Raw genomic sequence first — 25,350 nt, 5'->3', positions numbered from 1 at the left:
CTGGATGTGATTATGTGCCTCACACATTGAAGTGAGAGTTATTGTTGGCGGTATCTGGCTGGAGGCTGGGTGGTAAAAAGACGTAATTTATTGCATTTTAATAACGGTGCCCGGTCAGAGCGCGATCTTGGGGATCTGGTCACTAAAGTTTTTGAGAAAGCGGCGAAAAAAGAACCGCAACCGCTATACACATTTAGCCTGCCGTTGCTGAGTGTGCAGGATGAGATCCGTGTTTACTGTAAGAAAAAAAATATCAAAATAGGGTACGATACGCTGTTTATGGAAATAACCTTTTCTGCTGACAGAGAAGCGGTAGACGAACTCATTAAACACTTTTTTACTGAAAATAAGCTCTATTTGAGAGGGCGGTTTTATCTGTCCGCGGCGGTGGTATAAGTTAGCATGAGTATAATATAGCGAGAAACCCATCTCTCGCTTTTGTGTGGGGCGAGCGTTTCCTGGCAGAAAATCTGCGCCCTGATCCTCCTTTTGTGCGTTAACTTCCGGAATCCTCCTCATTTCGTGTTAATCTGGCCCCTGATGGTTGCCATCCAAACTGCCTGCAAAAAAATTATTTTTATCCGCTGCAATGTAAGAGGCCTACAGGCGGAAGTCATCACTGAGGAAAAGCGTTATGAAAATGGAACCATTAAACGAGAACGAGCTGGAATGGCTGGATGATGTGCTGACGAAATACAATACCGATCAGGCCATTTTGGATGTCGCGGAGCTGGACGGTCTGATTACTGCGGTACTAAGTTCTCCGCGTCCCATCGAGCCGGAACAGTGGCTGGTCGCGATATGGGGGGGACCCGCGTACGTACCGCGCTGGACATCTGAAAAAGAAATGACGCGATTTATGGATCTGGTGTTCCAGCACATGGCGGACACAGCCGCCCGGCTTGAAGACTACCCAGAACAGTTCGAGCCGCTGTTTGGCCTGCGAGAAGTTGATGGCCATGAATTAACGATTGTTGAAGAATGGTGCTTTGGTTACATGCGCGGAGTGTCGCTGTCCGACTGGTCTGACTTGCCGGATACGCTAAAACCGGCGCTGGAAGCGATTGCCTTACACGGCACTGAAGAAAACTTTGCGCTGTTGGATAAAATGAGCCCGGAAGCGTTCGATAAAAGCGTTGACGCTATCCGTATCGCAGCGCTTGAGCTGCATGCCTGGTGGATGGCGCATCCGCACACGACGCCGCTACAGATGCCGATAAAAGCAGAGGTGAAAGTGGGGCGTAACGATCCTTGTCCATGCGGGAGTGGCAAAAAATTTAAGCAGTGCTGCCTGCATTAATGGCTCGTAAACGGCCATAGCGTGATGATTATCGAGCCTGGACGGCGTCCGGGCCCGGTAATCTTTGCCTGGCATTAACCTGGATCGGGCAGGAACCCCAGTGCGATCGAAAACTGGACGCCAATCACGACAATGCCGCAGATAAACACCAGCGCCAGCGCTGGCGTGCCGCCTGCCACACGATATCCCGCCTGAGGGCTCTGTTTACGGCATTGCCAGACCAGCATGGCAGGGATGAGCAGTGCCAGCACTGCCAGCGCTACGCCGGCATAGCCTAATGCCATCACAAATCCACGTGGGTAGAAAAGCGCAAACGCCAGCGGCGGCAGAAAGGTAATCAGCCCGGTTTGCAGACGTCCGGACACCGTACTGCGGCGCTGGAATAGATCGGCCAGGTAATCAAATAATCCTAGCGCTACGCCCAGAAAAGAGGTCGCCAGCGCCAGATCGGCGAACAGGTGGACCGCCAGTTCGACATGTGGCGAAGCGACCACTTCTCTGAGCGCCTGCAGCAGGCCATTTAACCCGGCATGGCTGGCCAGTAGCCCTCTGAATGTCGGCGAGTCGATACTTCCCAGCGTGGCGAGCTGCCAAAAAATATAGGCCACTAACGGAATGGCACTACCCGTCATAAAGACCCAACGCAGCCGGCGAATGTTGCCGTTCATATAACTCACAATACTCGGTACGCTTCCGTGAAAACCAAACGAGGTGAAAATGACCGGTATGGCGGATAACGCCAGCCCCTGCTGTAAAGGAAGCGTAAGAAGATTTACTTTATGAATATGTGGCGTGAGCAACGCAAGCATGATGACCAGAAAAATGATCTTTGCGCTAAACAGGAAGCGGTTAAAAAGGTCGACCAGCGAGGTGCCCACACACACCACCCCACCGGCAACAAAGGTGAACAGCAGCACCCCGGCAGCGGGCGAGAGCGTGGCGCCAAGCCAGTTATTAATACTGGATGCCAGTAATTCTCCGGCTCCGGAAATGTAGGCGGCGGTGAGCGCATACATTAAGAACATCATACTGAACCCCGTAAGCCACTGTCCGTAACGTCCAAGATAGCGTTTTGCCAACGAGCCCAGCCCGGTATCTGCCGGAACGTGTTGATATACCTCCAGTAATAGTAGCGCGGTATAACACATCAGCGCCCACAGGCCAATCAACAATCCCAGCGTGACGCTGAAACCAACGCCAGCCGCTGCCAGCGGCATTGCCAGCATCCCGGCGCCGATAGTGGTGCCTGCCACGATAAAAATACTGCCCAGAGTTCTGTTTTTCACGCTTTCTACTACCCCGGTAACAAAGAACGGTGATATCCGCGGCGCAGGGTAAGGCATTACGCTATTTTCGTCAAATGGTCGTTACAATGGGTGTACTGTAAAATTTACAGTTCCGGGCATAAAAGCGAATATGGGAAGAGACGCGGACAACCGCCGCAAACCTGCGCTAGCGCAAAGTCGCTCGCACACGGACACATTAGGCTACGAGTTTTATTCAGGAGGGGTTATGGATTCCATTCACGGTCACGAAGTACTCAATATGATGATTGAGTCGGGCGAGCAGTACACGCATACCTCGCTGGAGGCGGCAATAAAAGCGCGCTTTGGCGAGCGGGCACGATTTCACACCTGTTCAGCGTCAGATATGACGGCGGCGGAACTGGTCGTGTTTCTGGCGGCGAAAGGAAAGTTTATTGCCGTGGAGGACGGTTTTTCAACGCATGAGAGTAAAATCTGCCGCCACTAATACGCCACGGTGAGAGCTCGTCTCACCGTGTAAGGACGTGTTGGATTAATTTTGCGTATCCAGTGTGGAGAGTTCTTTATCAATGAAATAAAGCCCTTCGCCGCTTTTTCCCGCCAGCGTTAATTTATCAATAATAGATTTGAACAGTTTTTCTTCTTCATGCTGTTCTGCCACATACCACTGCAAGAAATTAAATGTCGGATAATCCTGGCTGGTCATTGCGGCATGAGCCAGTTCATTAATTTTTTGCGTAATAAGCTGCTCATGCTCATAGGTCGCGCGGAACAGCTCATCCAGTGAGGTGTACTCAGCGAAGGGCGAAGAAACGGTATTAATGCGCGGCAGGCTTCCGGTATCGGTAAGGTAGTCAAACAGGCGCTGCATATGCGTCATCTCTTCTTGCGCATGGCGACGAAGAAATGCGGCCGCGCCTTCAAAACTGTGATAGCTGCACCACGCGCTCATTTGTTGATAGAGCAGGGAGGAGTACAACTCCAGATTCATTTGCTCATTCAGTTTGTCGATCATTTCTGTTTTCAGCATGGTTCCGCTCCACAAATAGCAAAAGATATACAGTAATGTGGCGCCACTATAATTTGTTATTTTATTATTTGCAAAAGGTAAAATATTAAATTTAATTATTAAAAATACGAATGGGAATAAAACGCATTAACGCCAGTGTATAGGGTATAAAAATAAAGGAAAGCCAGCACCTCCATGCTGGCAATAGCGATCTTGCACTCTCCTCCATTGTAGATGGTGTCGGCGTTAAGCCAGCCGCCTTAATAATAAAGCGGCATGATTTGCGGGACGGCAACGCCCCGGCACTGCCAGGAGAGGGTAAATCGGGTGTTCAGACACAACGAGCCCGCATAAATGCTACAGGTTCCTACCGGCTGACCAAACGAAACGGCATCGGCATAGCCCATCTGCTGGCATTCGCGTGTTGCGGTCCCGTGAGATACATAGTCATCTGTCCGTGAAGTAAAAAATAGCGGCTGGTTATACGTCAGGCGCACGATGCCGCTTATCGGGCTGGCTTCGCTGACCTGCGCTTGTCGAGTAATGGTGCATCCCGTCAGGGCTAGCAGTGAAAGAGTAAAAATAAGAGGCTTCATAAAATCGCTCCGACAATTCGGTATCAGACCATGCTACCTCGTGTCTTGCACCGTCAATGGCTGGAATAACTTACGGATTCGCCTTGATTAAAGGTAACGGCAGGGGGTTTACAGCGGGAACAGAAAATGTGTGAGCGTCTTTTCATTTAATGAAACTTCGTTTCATTAAATTTGAATGTGTGTTCGCAAATGTGTAATGTGGGAAAAACATCATGATTTACGCAGGCGCGGCCGTCTGCATTCAGGAGGAACACGATGAAAATTGCACTGATGATGGAAAATAGCCAGGCCAGCAAAAATGCCATCATTTATAACGAACTTAGCGCCGTCGCCAATGAAAAGGGATTTCCCGTTTTTAACGTCGGCATGTGCGACGAAAATGACCATCACCTGACGTACATTCATTTAGGCATCATGGCGAGTATTCTGCTTAATGCAAACGCGGTTGATTTTGTGGTTACTGGCTGTGGCACCGGGCAGGGCGCGCTGATGTCGTTAAATATTCATCCTGGTGTCATTTGTGGCTATTGCATCGATCCGGCAGATGCTTTTCTGTTTGCGCAGATCAACAACGGCAATGCGTTGTCCCTGCCATTTGCGAAAGGCTTTGGCTGGGGCGCTGAGCTGAACGTGCGTTTCATCTTTGAAAAAGCGTTTACCGGGCGTAAAGGCGAGGGGTATCCGCCTGAGCGCAAAGCGCCGCAGGTACGCAATGCGGGCATTTTGAACCAGGTTAAGGCCGCGGTCGTCAAAGAGAATTATCTGGATACACTACGGGCTATCGATCCTGAACTGGTTAAAACGGCGGTTTCAGGGCCGCGTTTCCAGCAATGTTTGTTTGAAAACGGCCAGAATAAAGAAATAGAAGCGTTTGTACGTGAGATGCTGGGGTAATGCCCGGACAAGACAGAGACGTTTCGCGCCTGTCGGCTGGCATGATGTGCCGATAATACGCCAGTAGCGACAGGCGCCACCTCTGGCAAACAGACCAGAAACGGTGTAGGCCGGATAAGCTGCTTCGCGTTGCTATCCGGCTAATAACGTCTCAATATTGTCGCTCGGGGTGCCGCTATCAGTGATGCTGATAGGTCACGACGTTAAGGAGATGCTGATCGGTTTGAGCCAGGCATAACCCTGCTCGTTTAGCGCTGCGAACTTCTTCGAGAATAGTTTGTAAAAGTACGCCATCCTGCTGCTGCTCTTTTTCCAGGGTATGGAGAAAATCGAGCGTTGAGGCATCATTCAGCGCTTTCGCTTCATCTGCCAGACGCGACAGCGTGCTGGCGCGTTGCTGATAATCCTCCAGGGTTTTCTGGAACAATTCTTCCAGAGAGCAGAGCTCTTCACCCGGAACGTCAATGGCTTTAACGATAGGGGTGGCGCCGGCGTTTTTCATAAAATTAAACATGCGCATCATTTGCGTCACGTTGCCTTGCGCCTGGGTACGAAGAAAGGTGGCGGTGCCTGTTAAACTGTGTTCAGAACACCATTCGCTTAGATGGAGGTAAAGATTTGATGCGTAAAACTCAAGGTTCATTGGCGTGTTGAGCTTTTGAACCATTCCTACAGCTGCCATAACAATATCCTTATTTCCAGAAAGTGTTGATGTGCATGACAGACGAGAATGCAACGGGCCGTTGTCACTTTCTTACATCTATCATCTATGCACAATAAATACTCTTAGCAGAAGAACTCCGTTCCGCCAGTCCCTTATGCGATCTCATTTCCTGTTTATCGATCGGTAATGAGAATAGCGCGTCAATAAAAATAAGAAAATCCTTAAATGCAATTGTTTATCTTTTTTTACATTTTCAGCGGTGTGATTTTTTCAGGTGTAATGATTTTTGGTGCGGAGTAGTTGCAACTGTTTGAAAGTTAAATGATATTATATAGATTTATAATTTATGAAGCATTGTTTCAGATCATGGGGTGAGCCTTTCAAGTATGGTAATTTCAATAAAATAAACATTAGCCAGTCTGGATATCACACGCATAAACGGTTGAGAGCAAATATGCCTGTTTTTATAAACTAGCCGATTTTGCGGTAGATCATTTTTAATGTCATTAATCATACGAGCACGTTATTCGGTTGAGCGCAGTTTTGATGGGTGACTCGTTAACAAGGAGCAGTCAATGAAAAAGGTCGCGGTGCTGTTGGCACCAGGATTTGAAGAAGCAGAGGCCATTGTTACTCTTGATATTCTGCGACGTTTGCATATCGACGTCGAAACGCTGGCGTGTGCTGAATCACGGGCGGTGGTGAGTTACCATGATATTCCTATGGTTGCGGACAGCACGCTGAGTGAACGCCAGCAGGCGCTTTTCGATGCGGTAGTGCTGCCGGGCGGTCCGCAGGGGAGCGCTAATCTGGCGGCTAATCCGGCGGTGATCGCTTTCGTTGCGCGTCATGATGCGGCAGGCAAATTAATTTGTCCTATCTGTTCCGCGGCGGCAAGGGTGCTGGGTGCTCACGGATTGCTGAAGGGGCGTCGTTATGTCTGTTCCGGCGACCTGTGGAAAGCGGTTCCGGAAGGTGTCTATGTGGATGCGCCCGTTGTTGAAGATGGTAATTTAATTAGCGGCAAAGGCTTGGGGCATGTCTTTGATTTCGCGCTAACCCTTTCCGCCAGACTGCTGGGAGACGATGTGCCGGTTCGCGAACAGGCTGAACATATCTATTATTCCTGGTAATCGTTATTCACCCAGGGCCGTAAGGATTAGCTGGCTGATGTTATGGATTAATGTGCTGGCTTTCCTGCCTTTTGGCTGATGAATTCGCTCTGGGTTATGTCATTTTTCGCTAAAACTATTCCTGCCATCAGCATTTATCTAATGAATGAAAGATAGTGCACCGTTTTACGTCTTCTCTAACAAGAATCGTTTGACTTTACCCTACATAAAAAACGCTAAAGCTGGTCAATGACTTCCCTGGGTTATGAGTTAATCGTTATTTCTGCGTGTGTCTTAGGGGAGATTCCTGAAAGGCGGCCTCGGAAAAGTCTCATATGTGGTGGCGAGCGTACTGATATCAGGAACGGTGGAGAACGCGATGAACCTGTTCAACATTTCACCTTTTGCACAATACGTGGTTCGCGGCTGAATCCTTCTGGCAGCAGTTATCTTCGACCATTATAAGCAAAAAGCGAAGCGTACGATTTGATGAATTAACACTCAACTAAACAGTATAGCTTCACGTCATCGCCAGCCGCTACCTCGGCTGGCGATGGTCTTTCTAAATGGCGAGCAGCGTCACACTGTCTATACTTACATGACTAATGAGACCGTTTGTGAGTCTCAATATGATGATAAGGAGGAGACCAGGGTGGCAGAACCGTTAACCGTATCCCCCGAACTCACTGCGAACTATGCGTATTTTTTTGACCTTGATGGCACATTGGCAGAGATAAAGCCTCATCCCGATCAGGTAGTGGTACCGCATAAAATCCTTCAGTTGTTAGACCGTCTCGCGGCGCACAACGCAGGGGCACTGGCATTGATTTCAGGGCGTTCAATGACTGAGCTGGATGCTTTGGCGAAGCCTTTTCGCTTTCCGCTCGCTGGCGTTCACGGTGCAGAGCGTTGTGCCATCAATGGTAAAACCCATATCGTGCGCCTTCCTGAAGCGGTAGTCCGTGAGGTGGAGGCGTTATTACGTTCGACGCTTGTAGCGCTGCCCGGAACGGAGCTGGAGACGAAGGGGATGGCGTTTGCGCTGCACTACCGTCAGGCTCCGGAACATGAAGCGGCGCTATTGGCGCTTGCGCAACACGTTACGCAGCACTGGCCGCAACTGGCGTTGCAGCCTGGTAAATGTGTTGTGGAAATCAAACCTAAGGGAACCAATAAAGGCGAAGCCATTGCCGCCTTTATGCAGGAGGCGCCCTTTGCGGGACGGATTCCCGTTTTTGTGGGCGACGATTTGACCGATGAGGCTGGCTTTGGCGTGGTGAATCACGCTGGCGGAATTTCCGTAAAAGTGGGCGTCGGGGCAACCCAGGCGGCATGGCGGCTGGAAAGCGTACCCGATGTCTGGCGCTGGCTGGAGCAAATCAATTATCCACAACAAGAACAACAAGTAATGAATAACAGGAGAGATGGCTATGAGTCGTTTAGTCGTAGTATCTAATCGAATTGCCCCCCCGGATAATAAAGGCGGCGCCGGCGGCCTCGCCGTTGGCGTGCTTGGCGCGCTAAAAGCGGCTGGCGGGTTGTGGTTCGGCTGGAGTGGCGAGACAGGTAACGAGGATGAGCCATTAAAAAAGGTGACAAAAGGTAATATTACCTGGGCATCGTTTAACCTGAGTGAACAAGATTACGAAGATTATTACTGTCAATTTTCCAATGCGGTTCTCTGGCCTGCGTTCCATTATCGTCTGGACCTGGTACAGTTTCAGCGTCCTGCATGGGAAGGCTATATGCGGGTGAATGCGTTATTAGCGGATAAGTTATTGCCCCTTATTAAAGAGAACGACATCATTTGGGTGCATGACTACCACCTGTTACCGTTCGCCAGCGAGCTGCGTAAACGCGGCGTGAACAACCGAATTGGTTTTTTCCTGCATATTCCATTCCCGACCCCGGAGATTTTTAACGCTTTACCGCCGCATGATGAACTGCTGGAGCAGTTGTGTGACTTTGATCTGCTCGGGTTCCAGACAGAAAATGATCGCCTGGCTTTTCTGGATAGCCTTTCGAGTCAAACGCGAGTCACGACTCGCAGCGGCAAGCAGCATATCGCGTGGGGTAAAGACTTCCAGACAGAAGTGTATCCTATCGGTATTGAGCCCGATGAGATTGCTCTGCAGGCAGCCGGGCCGTTGCCGCCTAAACTGGCGCAGCTCAAGGCGGAACTGAAAAATGTGAAGAATATTTTTTCCGTTGAGCGGCTGGATTATTCGAAAGGGCTGCCGGAACGCTTTCTGGCGTATGAAGCGCTACTGGAAAACTACCCGCAGCATCGGGGAAAAATTCGTTATACCCAAATTGCGCCTACGTCACGCGGCGAAGTACAGGCATATCAGGATATTCGCCACCAGCTTGAGACGGAAGCAGGCCGGATTAATGGGAAATATGGACAATTGGGCTGGACGCCGCTCTATTATCTGAATCAGCATTTTGACCGTAAACTGTTAATGAAGATATTCCGTTATTCAGACGTCGGGCTCGTCACCCCGTTGCGTGACGGGATGAACCTGGTGGCGAAAGAGTTTGTCGCCGCGCAGGACCCCGCTAATCCTGGCGTATTGGTACTGTCACAGTTTGCCGGCGCGGCGAATGAACTGACGTCGGCGTTAATCGTCAATCCCTACGATCGGGATGACGTGGCGGCGGCGCTCAATCGTGCGTTAACGATGCCCCTTGCCGAGCGTATTTCGCGCCATGCGGAAATGCTGGACGTGATCGTTAAAAATGACATTAACCGCTGGCAGGAGCGTTTTATTCATGACCTAAAGGAGGTCACGCCGCGTAGCCCTGAGCGTCAGCAGCAGAACAACGTGGCGACGTTCCCTAAGCTGGCCTGAAATATTGCGAGCGGCGACTAGTCGCCCGCTAACGGCACCAGCAACACATCTACCTGGCTGGCGCTGACGACACTTTTTGCCGAGCAGGACGCGCGCGAAAAGAAACTGTGGTTATGGTTGCCGCAAATGACCAGATCAACATGGTGTTTGCGGCACACAGCTAAAATATGCTGGCTTAACTCACCTGATGCGATGAAAGTTTGTTCAATCGGATAATCCGCCTTTTCCCCCAGCATCTTAAGAAAATTCTCGGTCTCCTCATGCATAACCGCGCGTAAATCCTCCATCATGGGCGCGGCGAACTGGTTATACAGTTCGGGATCGGAAGCGAGAGTAATCAGGCTTACTTTCGCCTGAACAGGGCGGGCGATAGAGACCGCTTTAGCCAGTAGCTGGTGACTTTCCGGGGTGACGGCAACGGCGACAAGAATATGGGTGTAGCTCATAACTCGCTCCTTGATTGCAAGAATATGAGATTGTGCTTTAGCTTTACTCTGTTTATCGCATTTCTGCAATGCGCTAATGCCACATTAATGTGAAGGACATCATAATTAATCATTAATTATTCTTATGTAAAGAATCGTGGCATAAGACACTTTTTACACACCACCAGGATGCTTTATTTAAACGGGTGAACAAGGAAAGCTAAAAGTTAAATCAAATGAGCTTATTTTTAACAGAGGAGGGCGTATGCTGTGACGAGATTAATTAATAACGTTTAATATTTAAGCCACTGTTTACTAAAGGTAAAATAGAATCGTTTCTAAAATAGAAATAATAGCCTGTTATCTATTATCCTGGCGTTATTTTAACAGAGAGAAACAAAAAAGAATTTGGTGTTGACGTCCCCCTATTCAGCAGTGTGGAATAGAAAAAGTGAACATTAGGTTATTAATTAAACAAAGTAAAAGCCATGCTGATGGTTTTATAGTAAGTATTCTGTTAAATTATGTGATCTACATCACATATTTTCTAAAATCGCCGTCCCGCTCCGTTGTATGTCACGAAGCTGACGAGTAGAGTTGCGTCGAATTAGGAAAAATCTTAGGCATTTGTAAAAATTGATGTAAACGTGTAAGGCGAATCTCAGTGGGAAGCTGCGTTATACGTCACAATGTCCACAATGTCTGAGCGCTGCTATGCATTTGACCTTTTTGCTTCTTTTACCGGGCCTTCCCGGCGACATCACGGGGTGCGGCTACGTCGCACAAAAATAAAGTTGGTTATTCTGGATGGGAACAATGCATACATCCGAGTTGCTAAAACACATTTATGACATCAATTTGTCATATTTACTCCTTGCACAGCGTTTGATCGTCCAGGACAAAGCATCTGCGATGTTCCGCCTCGGTATCAACGAAGAGATGGCAAACACACTGGGCGCGTTGACCTTGCCGCAGATGGTCAAACTGGCGGAGACGAACCAGTTAGTTTGTCATTTCCGGTTTGACGATCATCAGACGATCACCCGTTTGACTCAGGATTCGCGCGTCGATGATTTACAGCAGATTCACACAGGTATCATGCTTTCAACGCGTCTGCTCAATGAAGTGGACGATACGGCGCGTAAGAAAAGGGCATGATAATGAGTGAAAAAAGCATTGTTCAGGAAGCTCGCGATATCCAGTTGGCGATGGAGTTGATTAATCTTGGCGCTCGTCTACAAATGCTGGAAAGCGAAACACAGCTCAGCCGTGGTCGCCTCATCAGGCTGTACAAAGAATTACGCGGTAGCCCGCCGCCTAAAGGGATGCTGCCATTTTCGACAGACTGGTTTATGACCTGGGAGCAAAATATTCATGCCTCCATGTTCTGCAACGCCTGGCAATTTTTACTGAAGACCGGCTTATGCAGCGGTGTGGATGCGGTGATTAAAGCTTATCGGCTTTATCTTGAGCAGTGTCCGCAACCGCCTGAAGGGCCGTTGTTGGCGCTGACTCGCGCATGGACGCTGGTGCGTTTTGTTGAAAGTGGGTTGCTTGAATTGTCGAGCTGTAACTGCTGCGGTGGGAACTTTATTACCCATGCGCATCAGCCCGTGGGCAGCTTTGCGTGTAGTTTATGCCAGCCGCCATCCCGCGCAGTAAAAAGACGTAAACTTTCCCGAGATGCTGCCGATATTATTCCACAACTGCTGGATGAACAGATCGAACAGGCTGTTTAACCGAAACGGTGTGGACAAACACTCCAGCAGCGGTAAGTCATTACCGCTGCTTTTTTTTGCCTTGCCTTCGCGTTAATCGCCCGACTGCGCATCCTGTCATAGTCAACAGCGGAAGGATGATGTCGTGCTTATCTTATTAGGTTACCTGGTGGTTATCGGTACAGTTTTCGGCGGTTATGTCATGACCGGCGGACACCTTGGGGCACTCTATCAACCTGCTGAACTGGTCATCATTGGCGGCGCGGGGATAGGGGCGTTCATTGTCGGCAACAACGGGAAGGCCATCAAAGGCACGATGAAAGCGATCCCGTTGTTATTTCGTCGTTCGAAATACACGAAATCTATGTACATGGATTTGCTGGCGTTGCTCTATCGCCTGATGGCCAAATCACGCCAGCAGGGGATGTTCTCCCTTGAACGCGATATTGAAAATCCGAAAGAGAGTGAAATCTTCGCCAGTTATCCGCGTATTCTGGCCGATGCGGTAATGCTTGATTTTATTGTCGATTATCTGCGCCTGATCATCAGCGGCAACATGAATACGTTCGAAATTGAAGCGTTGATGGATGAAGAGATTGAAACCCATGAAAGCGAGGCGGAAGTCCCGGCCAACAGCCTGGCGATGGTGGGGGATTCGCTGCCTGCCTTTGGTATCGTCGCGGCGGTAATGGGGGTGGTTCACGCTCTGGCTTCAGCCGATCGTCCGGCAGCGGAGTTGGGGGCGCTGATTGCCCATGCCATGGTAGGTACGTTCCTCGGTATTTTACTGGCTTATGGATTCATTTCACCGTTAGCGACCGTTTTGCGCCAGAAGAGCGCCGAAACCACCAAGATGATGCAGTGCGTAAAAATTACACTGCTGTCTAATCTGAACGGCTATGCGCCGCCGATTGCCGTGGAATTTGGTCGTAAAACGCTTTATTCCAGTGAGCGTCCATCGTTTATTGAGTTGGAAGAACATGTTCGCGCAGTGAGAAACCCAAACCAGCAGCAGACGACTGAGGAAGCATGAAAAATCAGGCTCATCCCATTGTCGTCGTAAAACGCCGCAGGCACAAACCGCACGGAGGCGGGGCGCACGGTTCCTGGAAAATTGCCTACGCCGATTTTATGACGGCGATGATGGCTTTTTTTCTGGTGATGTGGCTGATTTCCATCTCCAGCCCTAAAGAATTAATTCAGATTGCCGAATATTTTCGTACGCCGTTGGCCACCGCGGTAACGGGGGGGAACCGGATTGCCAATAGCGAGAGCCCGATACCAGGCGGCGGCGATGATTACACCCAACAGCAGGGTGAAGTGGAAAAGCAGCCGAATATCGACGAGCTGAAAAAACGGATGGAGCAGAGTCGCTTAAACAAACTGCGCGGCGATCTGGATCAACTGATCGAATCCGATCCCAAACTGCGCGCGTTACGTCCGCATCTGAAAATTGATTTGGTTCAGGAGGGGTTGCGCATCCAGATTATCGACAGCCAGAACCGCCCGATGTTTAAAACCGGCAGCGCCGAAGTTGAGCCGTATATGCGCGATATCCTGCGTGCGATTGCGCCAGTGTTAAACGGTATACCTAATCGCATTAGCCTGGCCGGCCATACCGATGACTTTCCCTACGCGAACGGCGAAAAAGGCTATAGCAACTGGGAGTTATCCGCCGATCGCGCCAATGCCTCGCGTCGCGAACTGGTCGCTGGCGGGCTGGATAACGGAAAAGTATTACGGGTGGTTGGCATGGCCGCCACGATGCGGCTGAGCGATCGCGGTCCTGATGACGCCATCAACCGCCGTATAAGCCTGCTGGTGTTAAACAAACAGGCGGAACAGGCCATTTTGCATGAAAACGCTGAAAGCCAGAATGAGCCGGTAAGTGTATTACAACAGCCTGCGGCAGCCCCGCCGGCAAGCGTACCCACATCGCCAAAAGCGGAACCGAGGTGATAGCGTGAGCATGGATATTAGCGATTTTTATCAGACATTTTTTGATGAAGCTGACGAGCTGTTGGCTGATATGGAGCAGCATCTGCTGGATTTGGTGCCGGAATCCCCGGACGCTGAACAACTGAACGCCATTTTTCGCGCGGCGCACTCCATTAAAGGCGGCGCGGGCACATTCGGCTTCACTATTCTGCAGGAAACCACACATTTAATGGAAAACCTGCTGGATGAAGCCCGACGCGGTGAAATGCAGCTCAATACCGACATTATCAACCTGTTTTTGGAAACGAAAGATATTATGCAGGAACAGCTCGACGCCTATAAAAACTCCGAAGAGCCGGATGCCGCAAGCTTCGAATATATCTGCAATGCGCTACGCCAGTTGGCGCTGGAGGCGAAAGGCGAAACCACGCCGGCGGTCGTAGAAACCGCGGCACTAAGCGCGGCGATCCAGGAAGAGAGCGTAGCCGAAACCGAATCGCCTCGTGACGAGAGTAAACTGCGCATTGTACTTTCACGGTTGAAAGCCAATGAGGTCGATCTGCTTGAAGAAGAGTTGGGCAATCTGGCTACTCTGACGGATGTCGTTAAGGGAACGGATTCACTGTCGGCAACTCTGGATGGCAGCGTCGCGGAAGATGACATTGTCGCGGTGCTCTGTTTTGTCATCGAGGCCGATCAGATCGCTTTTGAAAAAGTGGTCGCCGCGCCCGTGGAAAAAGCGCAAGAGAAAACCGAGGTAGCACCGGTAGCGCCTCCGGCAGTCGTTGCGCCAGCCGCCAAAAGCGCGGCGCATGAACATCATGCAGGGCGTGAAAAACCTGCGCGTGAACGCGAGTCCACCAGTATTCGCGTGGCGGTAGAGAAAGTGGATCAGCTCATAAACCTGGTCGGCGAGTTAGTGATTACCCAGTCAATGTTGGCCCAGCGTTCTAACGAGCTGGACCCGGTAAACCACGGCGATCTCATTACCAGTATGGGGCAGTTACAACGTAACGCCCGCGACTTACAAGAGTCGGTGATGTCGATTCGCATGATGCCTATGGAGTATGTCTTCAGCCGTTTCCCGCGTCTGGTACGCGATTTAGCGGGCAAACTGGGCAAGCAGGTAGAGTTGACGCTGGTGGGGAGTTCCACTGAACTTGATAAAAGCCTGATCGAACGCATTATCGACCCGCTAACGCACCTGGTGCGCAACAGTCTCGACCACGGGATTGAAATGCCAGAAAAACGCCTTGAGGCGGGGAAAAATGTTGTCGGCAATCTGATCCTTTCCGCAGAACATCAGGGCGGGAATATTTGTATTGAAGTGACCGATGACGGCGCGGGGCTTAACCGTGAGCGTATCCTGGCGAAGGCCATGTCGCAGGGGATGGCGGTGAATGAAAACATGACCGACGATGAAGTAGGCATGTTGATCTTCGCGCCGGGATTCTCAACTGCGGAACAGGTCACGGATGTCTCCGGTCGCGGCGTTGGCATGGATGTGGTGAAACGTAACATTCAGGAGATGGGCGGTCACGTTGAGATCCAGTCAAAACAAGGCTCCGGCACCACGATTCGTATTCTGCTGCCGTTGACGCTGGCCATCCTCGATGGGATGTCGGTTCGCGTGGCGGGGGAAGTTTTTATCCTGCCGTTAAATGCGGTGATGGAGTCGCTGCAACCGCGTGAAGAGGATCTTCATCCGCTGGCGGGCGGCGAACGGGTTCTGGAAGTTCGCGGCGAGTATTTGCCGCTGGTCGAATTGTGGAAAGTGTTTGACGTGGACGGGGCGAAAACCGAAGCCACGCAGGGCATTGTTGTGATCCTGCAAAGCGCGGGACGCCGTTACGCGCTGCTGGTCGATCAGCTCATCGGTCAGCACCAGGTGGTGGTCAAAAATCTGGAAAGCAATTATCGCAAGGTACCGGGGATTTCCGCCGCGACGATCCTGGGCGACGGCAGCGTCGCGCTGATTGTTGATGTTTCCGCATTGCAGGGTTTAAACCGCGAACAACGTATGGCGATCACAGCCGCCTGATTGAGTGAGAAGGGAATAATATGACCGGTATGAGTAATGTAAGCAAACTGGCCGGCGAGCCGTCAGGTCAGGAATTCCTGGTGTTTACACTGGGAAATGAAGAGTACGGCATCGATATCCTGAAAGTGCAGGAGATCCGTGGCTATGACCAGGTGACGCGCATCGCCAATACTCCGGCCTTTATAAAAGGGGTGACTAACCTGCGCGGCGTGATTGTCCCCATTGTCGATCTGCGCGTGAAATTCTGCGAAGGCGACGTAGAGTACGATGACAATACGGTAGTGATCGTACTGAATCTGGGGCAACGCGTCGTCGGGATAGTGGTAGACGGCGTGTCTGACGTACTGTCGTTAACGGCGGAACAGATCCGTCCGGCGCCAGAATTTGCCGTGACCTTGTCAACAGAATATTTGACGGGATTGGGTGCGCTCGGCGAGCGTATGCTGATTCTGGTGAATATCGAAAAACTGCTTAACAGCGAAGAGATGGCGCTGCTGGATATCGCAGCATCACACGTCGCGTAATAACGTTGCCGGATGGCGTTGCGCCATCCGGCAATATTCACCGTTATGCTTCCACCAACGGTGAGAGTGCCTCTTCACCGCCCGCGCCCAGCCCCTGCATTTTGCGCCGACATCGTCGCTGCGACGCTGTTATTGTCAATATCGTCTTCCGGAACAGCGTATTTCCTTTTTGCAAAAGTAAAGTTATCACCGCAGGTGCCGATAACGTTGATAACTCGTTATCAGGAAGGTGCCTTATGTTTAACCGTATCCGCGTTGTCACAATGCTGATGATGGTGCTGGGGGTTTTCGCACTGCTACAGCTTGTTTCCGGTGGTTTGCTGTTTTCTTCATTACAGCATAACCAGCAAGGTTTTGTTATTTCTAACGAATTACGCCAGCAACAAAGCGAACTCACGTCGACATGGGACTTAATGCTGCAAACGCGCATTAACCTGAGCCGCTCCGCCGCACGCATGATGATGGACGCTTCTAACCAGCAGAGCAGCGGCAAAACGGATTTACTCCAGAATGCAAAAACGACCCTCGCACAGGCGGCGGCGCACTACGCCAATTTCAAAAACATGACGCCATTGCCAGCGATGGCGGAGGCCAGCGCGAACGTCGATGAAAAATATCAGCGCTATCAGGCCGCATTAACCGAACTTATTCAGTTTCTGGACAATGGCAATATGGATGCCTACTTCGCCCAGCCAACCCAGGGAATGCAAAACGCGTTGGGCGAGGCGCTGGGCAATTACGCCCGGGTGAGCGAAAACCTGTACCGCCAGACATTTGATCAAAGCGCTCATGACTACCGTTTTGCGCAATGGCAACTGGGGGTTCTTGCGGTCGTGCTGGTGCTGATTTTGATGGTGGTTTGGTTCGGCATTCGTCATGCCCTGCTTAACCCATTAGCGCGAGTGATTACTCATATCCGTGAAATTGCCAGCGGCGATCTGACGAAAATGCTCACCGTCTCAGGACGTAATGAAATTGGCGAACTGGCGGGAACGGTTGAACATATGCAACGCTCGCTGATTGACACCGTGACGCAGGTTCGTGAAGGTTCGGATGCGATTTATTCCGGCACCAGTGAAATTGCCGTCGGTAATACCGACCTCTCTTCCCGTACCGAACAGCAGGCCTCCGCTCTGGAGGAGACGGCGGCCAGCATGGAACAACTGACGGCCACCGTGAAGCAAAACGCCGATAACGCCCGTCAGGCTTCCCAACTGGCGCAAAGCGCCTCCGAGACCGCGCGTCATGGCGGCAAAGTGGTCGACGGCGTAGTAAACACTATGCACGAAATTGCCGACAGTTCGAAAAAAATCGCTGACATTATCAGCGTTATCGACGGTATTGCCTTCCAGACTAACATTCTGGCGCTGAACGCGGCGGTAGAAGCGGCGCGCGCGGGAGAGCAGGGGCGCGGTTTTGCGGTCGTGGCAGGCGAGGTGCGTAATCTGGCCAGCCGCAGCGCCCAGGCGGCGAAAGAAATAAAAGCGTTGATTGAAGATTCCGTCTCGCGTGTCGATACCGGTTCAGTGCTGGTGGAAAGCGCCGGGGAAACCATGACTGACATCGTCAATGCCGTTACGCGCGTCACGGATATCATGGGCGAAATCGCCTCCGCCTCGGATGAGCAAAGCCGGGGTATCGATCAGGTCGCTTTGGCCGTTTCCGAAATGGATCGCGTAACGCAACAGAACGCCTCGCTGGTTCAGGAATCCGCAGCGGCCGCCGCCGCGCTGGAAGAGCAGGCCAGCCGTCTGACCCAGGCGGTATCGGCTTTCCGCCTGGCATCGCGACCGCTGGCGGTAAATAAACCTGAGATGCGTTTGTCAGTGGACGCTCAGTCCGGCAATACGCCGCGGCCCTTAGCCGCCGGGGATGATGCGAACTGGGAAACCTTTTGATCGACGTGTGCTGTCGGTTCTCGATTAATTTGCGAACCCGCCGATCCCTTTCGTCTGGTTCGCATAGATAAAAGCAAAAAATGTGTAATACGGGAAGCATGGCGCTGCCGCAGGGCGCGCCCGTTGTACTTTGAATGTGATTAAGAAGGCGCTATGACATCATCTCTGCCCTCCGGGCAAACGTCAGTATTGTTACAGATGACACAGCGCCTCGCGCTGTCCGACGCGCATTTTCGTCGGATATGTCAATTAATCTACCAGCGCGCAGGGATCGTGCTGGCCGACCATAAGCGGGATATGGTTTATAACCGCCTGGTCCGTCGGCTGCGTGCCCTGGGACTGGATGATTTTGGCCGTTATCTCAGTATGCTGGAGGCTAATCAAAACAGCGCTGAGTGGCAGGCTTTTATCAACGCTCTGACTACCAACCTGACCGCTTTTTTTCGCGAGGCGCACCATTTTCCCATCCTTGCGGAACATGCGCGTCGCCGCCACGGCGAGTACCGCGTCTGGAGTGCGGCGGCATCGACAGGAGAAGAACCTTACAGTATCGCCATTACGCTGGCGGATGCGTTGGGGATGGCCCCCGGTCGCTGGAAAGTATTCGCCAGCGATATTGATACTGAAGTGCTGGAAAAAGCGAGAAGCGGTATTTATCGCCTCAGCGAACTGAAAACGTTATCGCCGCAGCAGCTACAACGTTACTTCATGCGCGGTACGGGGCCGCATGAAGGACTGGTGCGCGTGCGTCAGGAACTGGCCAATTATGTTGAATTTTCCTCCGTTAATTTGTTGGAAAAGCAGTACAACGTACCCGGTCCCTTTGACGCGATTTTTTGCCGTAACGTCATGATCTATTTTGATAAAACGACTCAGGAGGACATTCTGCGCCGTTTTGTTCCACTCCTTAAACCTGACGGACTGTTGTTTGCCGGTCACTCAGAAAACTTTAGCAACCTCGTGCGCGAGTTTAGCCTGCGCGGACAGACGGTGTATGCGCTAAGTAAGGATAAAGCATGAGTAAAATCAGGGTATTGTCAGTTGATGATTCCGCGTTAATGCGCCAAATCATGACTGAAATTATTAATAGCCATAGCGACATGGAGATGGTGGCGACTGCGCCGGACCCGTTGGTCGCCAGGGATCTCATTAAAAAATTTAATCCGGACGTATTGACCCTGGACGTTGAGATGCCGCGTATGGACGGCCTCGATTTTCTGGAAAAACTGATGCGCCTGCGACCGATGCCGGTGGTTATGGTCTCTTCGCTGACCGGTAAAGGTTCCGAAGTGACGCTACGGGCGCTGGAGTTGGGGGCCATCGATTTTGTCACTAAACCGCAGCTTGGCATTCGTGAAGGTATGCTGTCGTATAGCGAGATGATCGCCGAAAAAGTGCGTACCGCCGCGCGGGCCCGCATCGCCGCACATAAACCGATGGCGGCCCCGGCAACCTTAAAAGCCGGTCCGCTCCTCAGTTCGGAGAAACTGATTGCTATCGGCGCTTCAACGGGCGGTACTGAAGCTATCCGACATGTGCTGCAACCGCTGCCGCTTTCCAGTCCGGCAGTGATTATTACGCAGCATATGCCGCCTGGCTTTACCCGCTCGTTTGCCGAGCGCCTGAATAAACTCTGTCAAATCAGCGTGAAGGAGGCCGAGGACGGCGAACGCGTATTGCCAGGTCATGCCTACATTGCGCCCGGCGACAAGCATATGGAGCTGGCGCGTAGCGGGGCGAATTATCAAATCAAAATTCATGATGGCCCGCCGGTAAACCGGCATCGGCCTTCCGTGGATGTGCTGTTTCATTCGGTGGCGAAACACGCGGGGCGCAACGCCGTAGGCGTCATTCTTACGGGGATGGGCAACGATGGCGCCGCTGGAATGTTAGCGATGTACCAGGCTGGCGCCTGGACCATTGCGCAAAACGAAGCAAGTTGTGTGGTGTTCGGCATGCCGCGCGAGGCCATCAATATGGGTGGCGTAAGCGAAGTGGTCGATCTTAGCCAGGTAAGCCAGCAGATGCTGGCGAAAATCAGTGCCGGACAGGCGATACGTATTTGAACCAGGAGTAGTATTTTATGGCGGATAAAGAGCTTAAATTTTTGGTTGTGGATGACTTTTCGACCATGCGTCGTATCGTGCGCAACCTCTTAAAAGAGCTTGGATTTAACAATGTGGAAGAGGCCGAAGACGGCGTCGATGCGCTGAACAAGCTCCAGGCGGGCGGCTTTGGTTTTATTATCTCCGACTGGAACATGCCGAATATGGATGGCCTGGAGCTGCTGAAAACCATTCGCGCTGATAGCGCCATGTCGGCGTTACCCGTGTTGATGGTCACGGCGGAAGCCAAGAAAGAGAATATTATCGCCGCCGCACAGGCTGGCGCCAGCGGTTATGTCGTAAAACCGTTCACCGCAGCGACTCTGGAAGAGAAGCTCAACAAAATCTTTGAGAAACTGGGCATGTGAGGATGCGATGATGATGCAACCATCTATCAAGCCTGCTGATGAAGGCTCAGCAGGAGACATCATTGCGCGCATCGGTAGTCTGACCCGAATGCTGCGCGACAGCCTGCGTGAACTGGGACTGGACCAGGCGATTGCCGAAGCGGCGGAGGCGATCCCTGATGCGCGCGACCGTCTGGATTACGTCGTCCAGATGACGGCGCAGGCGGCGGAACGCGCGCTAAACAGTGTCGAAGCCTCGCAGCCGCATCAGGATGCGATGGAAAAAGAGGCGAAAGCGCTAACCCAACGTTGGGACGAGTGGTTTGACAATCCGATCGAGCTTTCCGACGCCCGTGAACTGGTGACGGATACGCGCCAGTTTCTCAGGGATGTCCCGGGTCATACCAGCTTTACTAACGCGCAACTGCTGGACATCATGATGGCGCAGGATTTCCAGGATCTGACGGGTCAGGTGATCAAACGCATGATGGACGTGATTCAGGAGATTGAACGCCAGTTGTTAATGGTGCTGCTGGAAAACATCCCGGAACAGAGCGCGCGACCAAAACGCGAGAACGAAAGCTTGCTCAACGGCCCGCAGGTGGATACCTCGAAAGCTGGCGTCGTCGCCAGTCAGGATCAGGTGGACGACCTGCTGGACAGTCTTGGCTTTTAAGCTTTTTTGACCTGATGGCGCTGCGCTTATCGGGTCCGAATCCGTCAACCAGGCCGGATACGAGACTTTCTTATCGTATCCGGCTATCTCTATTAACGCCATAAACCCCGCCTTTTTTACCGCTTACTCTGCCCATTGGCGTAAAGCGGTTCTGGCATCATTCTCGCTTATCAATCTATCCAGGGTTTGCTGCGTGGCAGAAGAGAGCGACGACGACAAAACAGAAGCCCCCACACCCCACCGACTTGAAAAAGCGCGGGAAGAAGGGCAGATCCCCCGTTCCAGAGAACTGACCTCACTGCTGATATTGCTGGTGGGCGTTTGTATTATTTGGTTCGGCGGCGAGTCGTTAGCGCGGCAGCTGGCGGGAATGCTCTCAGCAGGCCTGCACTTCGATCACCGTATGGTAAACGATCCTAACCTGATCCTGGGGCAGATAATTTTGCTGATTAAAGCGGCGATGATGGCACTGCTACCGCTCATCGCGGGCGTGGTGCTGGTGGCGCTTATCTCGCCGGTTATGCTTGGCGGCCTGATTTTTAGCGGTAAGTCGCTACAGCCAAAATTTTCTAAATTAAACCCGCTGCCGGGAATTAAGCGCATGTTTTCGGCGCAGACCGGCGCGGAACTGCTAAAAGCGGTGTTGAAATCCACGCTGGTCGGCTGCGTTACCGGCTTTTATCTCTGGCATAACTGGCCGCAAATGATGCGTCTGATGGCGGAGTCGCCGATCGTCGCAATGGGGAATGCGCTGGATCTGGTTGGACTCTGCGCGTTACTGGTGGTACTGGGCGTGATTCCGATGGTGGGATTTGACGTGTTTTTCCAGATCTTTAGCCACCTGAAAAAATTACGCATGTCGCGACAGGACATTCGCGACGAATTTAAAGAGAGCGAAGGCGATCCGCATGTTAAGGGCAAAATTCGCCAGATGCAACGCGCCGCCGCGCAGCGCCGCATGATGGAAGATGTGCCGAAAGCGGACGTCATTGTCACTAACCCGACGCACTATTCCGTGGCGCTGCAGTATGACGAAAACAAAATGAGCGCGCCGAAAGTGGTCGCGAAGGGGGCTGGATTAATAGCGCTGCGCATTCGCGAGATCGGCGCTGAACATCGGGTTCCCGCTTTAGAAGCGCCGCCGCTGGCGCGGGCATTATATCGCCACGCCGAAATCGGTCAGCAAATTCCCGGGCAGTTATATGCTGCCGTTGCGGAAGTGTTGGCCTGGGTCTGGCAGCTTAAACGCTGGCGGCTTGCGGGCGGGCAACGTCCTCCACAACCTGAGAACCTTCCGGTGCCAGAAGCGCTGGATTTTATGAACGAGAAGAATACTGATGGCTAATCTGGTCGCGATGCTGCGCCTGCCCAGCAACCTGAAATCGACGCAATGGCAAATTCTTGCCGGGCCGATCCTCATTCTGCTGATTTTGTCGATGATGGTGCTGCCGCTACCTGCTTTTATCCTCGACTTATTGTTTACCTTTAATATTGCGCTATCGATTATGGTGCTGCTGGTGGCGATGTTTACCCAGCGTACTCTGGATTTTGCCGCGTTTCCGACCATTCTGCTGTTTACCACGCTACTGCGTCTGGCGCTTAACGTAGCCTCAACGCGCATTATTTTGATGGAAGGGCATACCGGCGCGGCGGCGGCGGGAAAGGTGGTGGAGGCGTTTGGTCATTTCCTGGTCGGCGGTAACTTCGCGATCGGGATTGTGGTTTTTATCATCCTCGTCATTATCAACTTCATGGTCATCACCAAAGGTGCCGGACGTATTGCCGAAGTCGGCGCGCGCTTTGTGCTGGACGGTATGCCCGGCAAGCAAATGGCGATTGACGCCGATCTTAATGCCGGTCTGATTGGTGAAGACGAGGCCAAAAAACGGCGTTCGGAAGTTACTCAGGAAGCCGATTTCTACGGCTCGATGGACGGGGCAAGTAAATTTGTGCGCGGCGACGCCATCGCCGGTATTCTCATCATGGTCATTAACGTGGTAGGCGGGCTGCTGGTCGGCGTATTGCAGCACGGAATGAGCATAGGCAGCGCGGCGGAAAGCTACACCCTGCTGACCATTGGCGACGGCCTGGTCGCCCAGATCCCGGCGCTGGTTATCTCCACGGCGGCGGGCGTCATTGTGACCCGCGTCAGTACCGATCAGGATGTAGGCGAGCAGATGGTTGGCCAACTGTTCAGTAATCCAAGGGTGATGCTGCTGGCGGCGGCGGTGCTGGGGCTGCTTGGCATGGTGCCAGGAATGCCTAACCTGGTATTTTTACTCTTTACCGCCGCTTTGCTCGGCCTGGCATGGTGGCTGCGCGGGCGTGAAGAAAAAGCGCCGGAGGAGCCGCAGCCGGTAAAAATGCCGGAAAATAACTCGGTGGTCGAAGCCACCTGGAATGACGTACAGCTTGAGGATTCACTGGGGATGGAAGTGGGCTACCGCCTGATCCCGATGGTGGATTTTCAACAGGATGGCGAATTGCTCGGACGTATTCGCAGTATTCGTAAAAAATTCGCTCAGGATATGGGGTTCCTGCCGCCGGTTGTCCATATTCGCGACAATATGGATTTACAGCCTGCGCGCTACCGTATTTTGATGAAAGGGGTAGAGATTGGCAGCGGGGACGCCTATCCGGGACGCTGGCTGGCTATTAACCCCGGCACGGCGGCGGGAACGCTACCGGGTGAGAAAACCGTCGATCCAGCTTTTGGCCTTGATGCCATCTGGATTGAAAGCGCCCTGAAAGAGCAGGCGCAAATTCAGGGCTTTACCGTTGTTGAAGCCAGTACCGTTGTGGCGACGCACCTTAACCACTTGATTGGCCAATTCTCCGCCGAACTGTTTGGCCGCCAGGAAGCGCAGCAACTGTTGGATCGTGTCTCTCAGGAGATGCCTAAACTCACGGAAGATCTGGTCCCCGGCGTCGTGACCCTCACGACTTTACATAAAGTCCTGCAAAACTTACTGGCGGAAAAAGTCCCGATTCGCGATATGCGCACTATTCTGGAAACGCTGGCGGAACATGCGCCGTTACAAAGCGATCCGCATGAATTAACCGCCGTGGTACGCGTGGCATTAGGACGAGCGATTACGCAACAGTGGTTCCCCGGTAATGAAGAAGTGCAGGTGATTGGCCTGGATACCGCGCTGGAGCGTTTGCTGCTTCAGGCATTGCAGGGCGGCGGTGGACTTGAGCCGGGGTTGGCGGATCGCCTGCTGGCGCAGACGCAAGAGGCGCTTTCTCGCCAGGAAATGCTTGGCGCGCCGCCGGTATTGCTGGTTAACCATGCGCTACGTCCATTATTGTCCCGCTTTTTGCGGCGCAGTTTACCGCAGCTGGTGGTGTTGTCGAACCTTGAGCTTTCCGATAACCGTCATATCCGCATGACGGCGACCATTGGAGGAAAATAATGCGTAAATGGCTGGCGTTGTTGCTCTTTCCCCTGACGGTTCAGGCCGCAGGCGAAGGCGCGTGGCAGGATAGCGGTATGGGCGTAACCTTAAATTACCGGGGCGTTTCCGCATCGTCTTCGCCATTGTCGGCGCGTCAGCCGGTTTCCGGTGTGATGACGTTGGTCGCCTGGCGTTATGAACTGAATGGCCCGACCCCCGCGGGCTTACGGGTACGTTTATGTTCCCAGTCCCGTTGCGTAGAACTTGATGGTCAGAGTGGCACGACCCACGGTTTTGCTCATGTTCCCGCAGTCGAGCCGCTCCGCTTTGTCTGGGAAGTCCCCGGCGGCGGCCGACTTATCCCGGCGTTAAAAGTGCGGAGCAATCAGGTGATTGTGAACTACCGCTAACCGCCCCTTTCTTTGCCAGGTAGCAGACCTGACTCTCTTTTTGAATAAATAGAAACGCCGTTTTATAAAATGGTGAGGTAGATTGCCGGACTCTTTGCGTTTTTGCCATTTACGCTCTGGCAATGGCAGAAACAAAAAGGTTTCCGCCCAGCTTAGCTTTTACTGTAGCGAATCGACT

The 25,350-nt window shown here is 52.1% G+C and carries 27 protein-coding genes and 1 pseudogene; 22 read left to right on the top strand and 6 right to left on the bottom strand.

What is annotated here, in order from left to right; translation table 11 throughout:
- Nucleotides 1-69: 69 nt before the first annotated feature.
- Together NA389_RS02410 and NA389_RS02405 are read left to right on the top strand one after the other, a co-directional pair.
- Nucleotides 70-396 carry a glucose-6-phosphate dehydrogenase gene (locus NA389_RS02410; protein ID WP_000240837.1) on the top strand — a complete coding sequence of 109 codons (327 nt, stop codon included), beginning with the start codon at nucleotides 70-72 and terminating at the stop codon, nucleotides 394-396.
- Between the two features lie 238 nt (nucleotides 397-634).
- Entirely contained in the window at nucleotides 635-1,300 is a 666-nt protein-coding gene (locus tag NA389_RS02405) for a YecA family protein (RefSeq protein WP_000781521.1), read from the top strand.
- A 74-nt stretch (nucleotides 1,301-1,374) separates the two neighbouring features.
- On the opposite strand, the gene tyrP is transcribed toward NA389_RS02405, so the two are convergent.
- Nucleotides 1,375-2,586, bottom strand: coding sequence for a tyrosine transporter TyrP (tyrP, locus tag NA389_RS02400; RefSeq protein WP_001562965.1), 1,212 nt, complete (start codon nucleotides 2,584-2,586; stop codon nucleotides 1,375-1,377).
- A gap of 226 nt (nucleotides 2,587-2,812) precedes the next feature.
- Here tyrP and NA389_RS02395 point away from each other — a divergent pair, with 226 nt between their 5' ends.
- On the top strand, nucleotides 2,813-3,052 hold the full coding sequence (locus tag NA389_RS02395) for a YecH family metal-binding protein (protein WP_000377241.1): 240 nt from the start codon (nucleotides 2,813-2,815) through the stop codon (nucleotides 3,050-3,052).
- A 45-nt stretch (nucleotides 3,053-3,097) separates the two neighbouring features.
- Here the strand turns inward: NA389_RS02395 and ftnA are convergent, their stop codons facing one another.
- Together ftnA and NA389_RS02385 are read right to left on the bottom strand one after the other, a co-directional pair.
- On the bottom strand, nucleotides 3,098-3,595 hold the full coding sequence (gene ftnA, locus NA389_RS02390) for a non-heme ferritin (RefSeq protein WP_000920619.1): 498 nt from the start codon (nucleotides 3,593-3,595) through the stop codon (nucleotides 3,098-3,100).
- A 239-nt stretch (nucleotides 3,596-3,834) separates the two neighbouring features.
- Nucleotides 3,835-4,170 carry a YecR-like lipofamily protein gene (locus NA389_RS02385; RefSeq protein WP_000803229.1) on the bottom strand — a complete coding sequence of 112 codons (336 nt, stop codon included), beginning with the start codon at nucleotides 4,168-4,170 and terminating at the stop codon, nucleotides 3,835-3,837.
- A gap of 255 nt (nucleotides 4,171-4,425) precedes the next feature.
- Between NA389_RS02385 and NA389_RS02380 the strand changes: the two genes are divergently transcribed.
- A complete protein-coding gene (locus NA389_RS02380; protein ID WP_000684804.1) occupies nucleotides 4,426-5,064 on the top strand; it encodes an RpiB/LacA/LacB family sugar-phosphate isomerase in 639 nt (212 codons plus the stop codon).
- A 178-nt stretch (nucleotides 5,065-5,242) separates the two neighbouring features.
- On the opposite strand, the gene NA389_RS02375 is transcribed toward NA389_RS02380, so the two are convergent.
- The gene (locus tag NA389_RS02375) at nucleotides 5,243-5,746 is read right to left on the bottom strand and encodes a non-heme ferritin-like protein (RefSeq protein WP_000741707.1); all 504 of its coding nucleotides are present in this window, start codon (nucleotides 5,744-5,746) and stop codon (nucleotides 5,243-5,245) included.
- 557 nt (nucleotides 5,747-6,303) lie between these two features.
- Between NA389_RS02375 and NA389_RS02370 the strand changes: the two genes are divergently transcribed.
- The 4 genes and pseudogenes from NA389_RS02370 to otsA all read left to right on the top strand — a co-directional run bounded on the left by NA389_RS02370 (nucleotide 6,304) and on the right by otsA (nucleotide 9,692).
- Nucleotides 6,304-6,861, top strand: coding sequence for a DJ-1/PfpI family protein (locus NA389_RS02370; RefSeq protein WP_000754801.1), 558 nt, complete (start codon nucleotides 6,304-6,306; stop codon nucleotides 6,859-6,861).
- Between the two features lie 228 nt (nucleotides 6,862-7,089).
- Nucleotides 7,090-7,270 (top strand): annotated as a pseudogene (araH, locus tag NA389_RS02365) (L-arabinose ABC transporter permease AraH); the annotation flags it as partial.
- Nucleotides 7,271-7,492: 222 nt separating this feature from the next.
- Nucleotides 7,493-8,296: a trehalose-phosphatase gene (gene otsB, locus NA389_RS02360; protein ID WP_438795981.1), complete on the top strand. Its 804-nt coding sequence runs from the start codon at nucleotides 7,493-7,495 to the stop codon at nucleotides 8,294-8,296.
- The gene (otsA, locus tag NA389_RS02355; protein ID WP_000089042.1) at nucleotides 8,271-9,692 is read left to right on the top strand and encodes an alpha,alpha-trehalose-phosphate synthase; all 1,422 of its coding nucleotides are present in this window, start codon (nucleotides 8,271-8,273) and stop codon (nucleotides 9,690-9,692) included. The genes otsB and otsA overlap by 26 nt, the downstream gene beginning before the upstream one ends.
- Before the next feature lie 17 nt (nucleotides 9,693-9,709).
- Here otsA and uspC read toward each other — a convergent pair whose 3' ends face one another.
- On the bottom strand, nucleotides 9,710-10,138 hold the full coding sequence (uspC, locus tag NA389_RS02350) for a universal stress protein UspC (RefSeq protein WP_000122606.1): 429 nt from the start codon (nucleotides 10,136-10,138) through the stop codon (nucleotides 9,710-9,712).
- A complete protein-coding gene (locus tag NA389_RS02345; RefSeq protein ID WP_001617301.1) occupies nucleotides 10,135-10,251 on the bottom strand; it encodes a hypothetical protein in 117 nt (38 codons plus the stop codon). The genes uspC and NA389_RS02345 overlap by 4 nt, the downstream gene beginning before the upstream one ends.
- Before the next feature lie 682 nt (nucleotides 10,252-10,933).
- Here NA389_RS02345 and flhD point away from each other — a divergent pair.
- The 14 genes from flhD (at nucleotide 10,934) to flhE (ending at nucleotide 25,172) form a co-directional block, all read left to right on the top strand.
- A complete protein-coding gene (gene flhD / locus NA389_RS02340; RefSeq protein WP_001518146.1) occupies nucleotides 10,934-11,275 on the top strand; it encodes a flagellar transcriptional regulator FlhD in 342 nt (113 codons plus the stop codon).
- A complete protein-coding gene (gene flhC, locus NA389_RS02335) occupies nucleotides 11,272-11,856 on the top strand; it encodes a flagellar transcriptional regulator FlhC (protein ID WP_000605987.1) in 585 nt (194 codons plus the stop codon). The genes flhD and flhC overlap by 4 nt, the downstream gene beginning before the upstream one ends.
- A 124-nt stretch (nucleotides 11,857-11,980) precedes the next feature.
- Complete coding sequence (gene motA / locus NA389_RS02330) at nucleotides 11,981-12,868, top strand: flagellar motor stator protein MotA (protein WP_000906312.1); 888 nt, start codon at nucleotides 11,981-11,983, stop codon at nucleotides 12,866-12,868.
- Nucleotides 12,865-13,794, top strand: a complete 930-nt coding sequence (gene motB / locus NA389_RS02325) for a flagellar motor protein MotB (RefSeq protein ID WP_000795653.1) — start codon at nucleotides 12,865-12,867, stop codon at nucleotides 13,792-13,794. Before motA ends, motB begins: the two co-directional genes overlap by 4 nt.
- A 4-nt stretch (nucleotides 13,795-13,798) precedes the next feature.
- A complete protein-coding gene (gene cheA / locus NA389_RS02320) occupies nucleotides 13,799-15,814 on the top strand; it encodes a chemotaxis protein CheA (RefSeq protein ID WP_023137485.1) in 2,016 nt (671 codons plus the stop codon).
- A gap of 20 nt (nucleotides 15,815-15,834) precedes the next feature.
- Nucleotides 15,835-16,338 carry a chemotaxis protein CheW gene (cheW, locus tag NA389_RS02315; protein ID WP_000147295.1) on the top strand — a complete coding sequence of 168 codons (504 nt, stop codon included), beginning with the start codon at nucleotides 15,835-15,837 and terminating at the stop codon, nucleotides 16,336-16,338.
- Between the two features lie 236 nt (nucleotides 16,339-16,574).
- Complete coding sequence (tar, locus tag NA389_RS02310) at nucleotides 16,575-18,236, top strand: methyl-accepting chemotaxis protein II (RefSeq protein WP_000483286.1); 1,662 nt, start codon at nucleotides 16,575-16,577, stop codon at nucleotides 18,234-18,236.
- A gap of 153 nt (nucleotides 18,237-18,389) precedes the next feature.
- Nucleotides 18,390-19,256 (top strand): protein-glutamate O-methyltransferase CheR, encoded by an 867-nt coding sequence (gene cheR, locus NA389_RS02305; protein ID WP_000204362.1) that lies wholly within the window; start codon nucleotides 18,390-18,392, stop codon nucleotides 19,254-19,256.
- A complete protein-coding gene (gene cheB / locus NA389_RS02300) occupies nucleotides 19,253-20,302 on the top strand; it encodes a protein-glutamate methylesterase/protein glutamine deamidase (RefSeq protein WP_000036404.1) in 1,050 nt (349 codons plus the stop codon). Before cheR ends, cheB begins: the two co-directional genes overlap by 4 nt.
- 17 nt (nucleotides 20,303-20,319) lie before the next feature.
- On the top strand, nucleotides 20,320-20,709 hold the full coding sequence (cheY, locus tag NA389_RS02295) for a chemotaxis response regulator CheY (RefSeq protein WP_000763861.1): 390 nt from the start codon (nucleotides 20,320-20,322) through the stop codon (nucleotides 20,707-20,709).
- Between the two features lie 10 nt (nucleotides 20,710-20,719).
- Entirely contained in the window at nucleotides 20,720-21,364 is a 645-nt protein-coding gene (cheZ, locus tag NA389_RS02290) for a protein phosphatase CheZ (protein WP_000983586.1), read from the top strand.
- A gap of 193 nt (nucleotides 21,365-21,557) precedes the next feature.
- Nucleotides 21,558-22,709: a flagellar biosynthesis protein FlhB gene (gene flhB, locus NA389_RS02285; protein WP_000797083.1), complete on the top strand. Its 1,152-nt coding sequence runs from the start codon at nucleotides 21,558-21,560 to the stop codon at nucleotides 22,707-22,709.
- Nucleotides 22,702-24,780, top strand: a complete 2,079-nt coding sequence (gene flhA, locus NA389_RS02280; protein WP_000002386.1) for a flagellar biosynthesis protein FlhA — start codon at nucleotides 22,702-22,704, stop codon at nucleotides 24,778-24,780. Before flhB ends, flhA begins: the two co-directional genes overlap by 8 nt.
- Nucleotides 24,780-25,172, top strand: a complete 393-nt coding sequence (gene flhE, locus NA389_RS02275; protein ID WP_001233619.1) for a flagellar protein FlhE — start codon at nucleotides 24,780-24,782, stop codon at nucleotides 25,170-25,172. The genes flhA and flhE overlap by 1 nt, the downstream gene beginning before the upstream one ends.
- Nucleotides 25,173-25,350 lie beyond the last annotated feature (178 nt).

It is taken from the genome of Salmonella sp. NW645, from assembly GCF_051703725.1.
Lineage (GTDB): Bacteria > Pseudomonadota > Gammaproteobacteria > Enterobacterales > Enterobacteriaceae > Salmonella > Salmonella enterica.
Note: the sequence above shows the minus strand (reverse complement) of the source record. Positions and strands in the feature narration are given on the sequence as shown.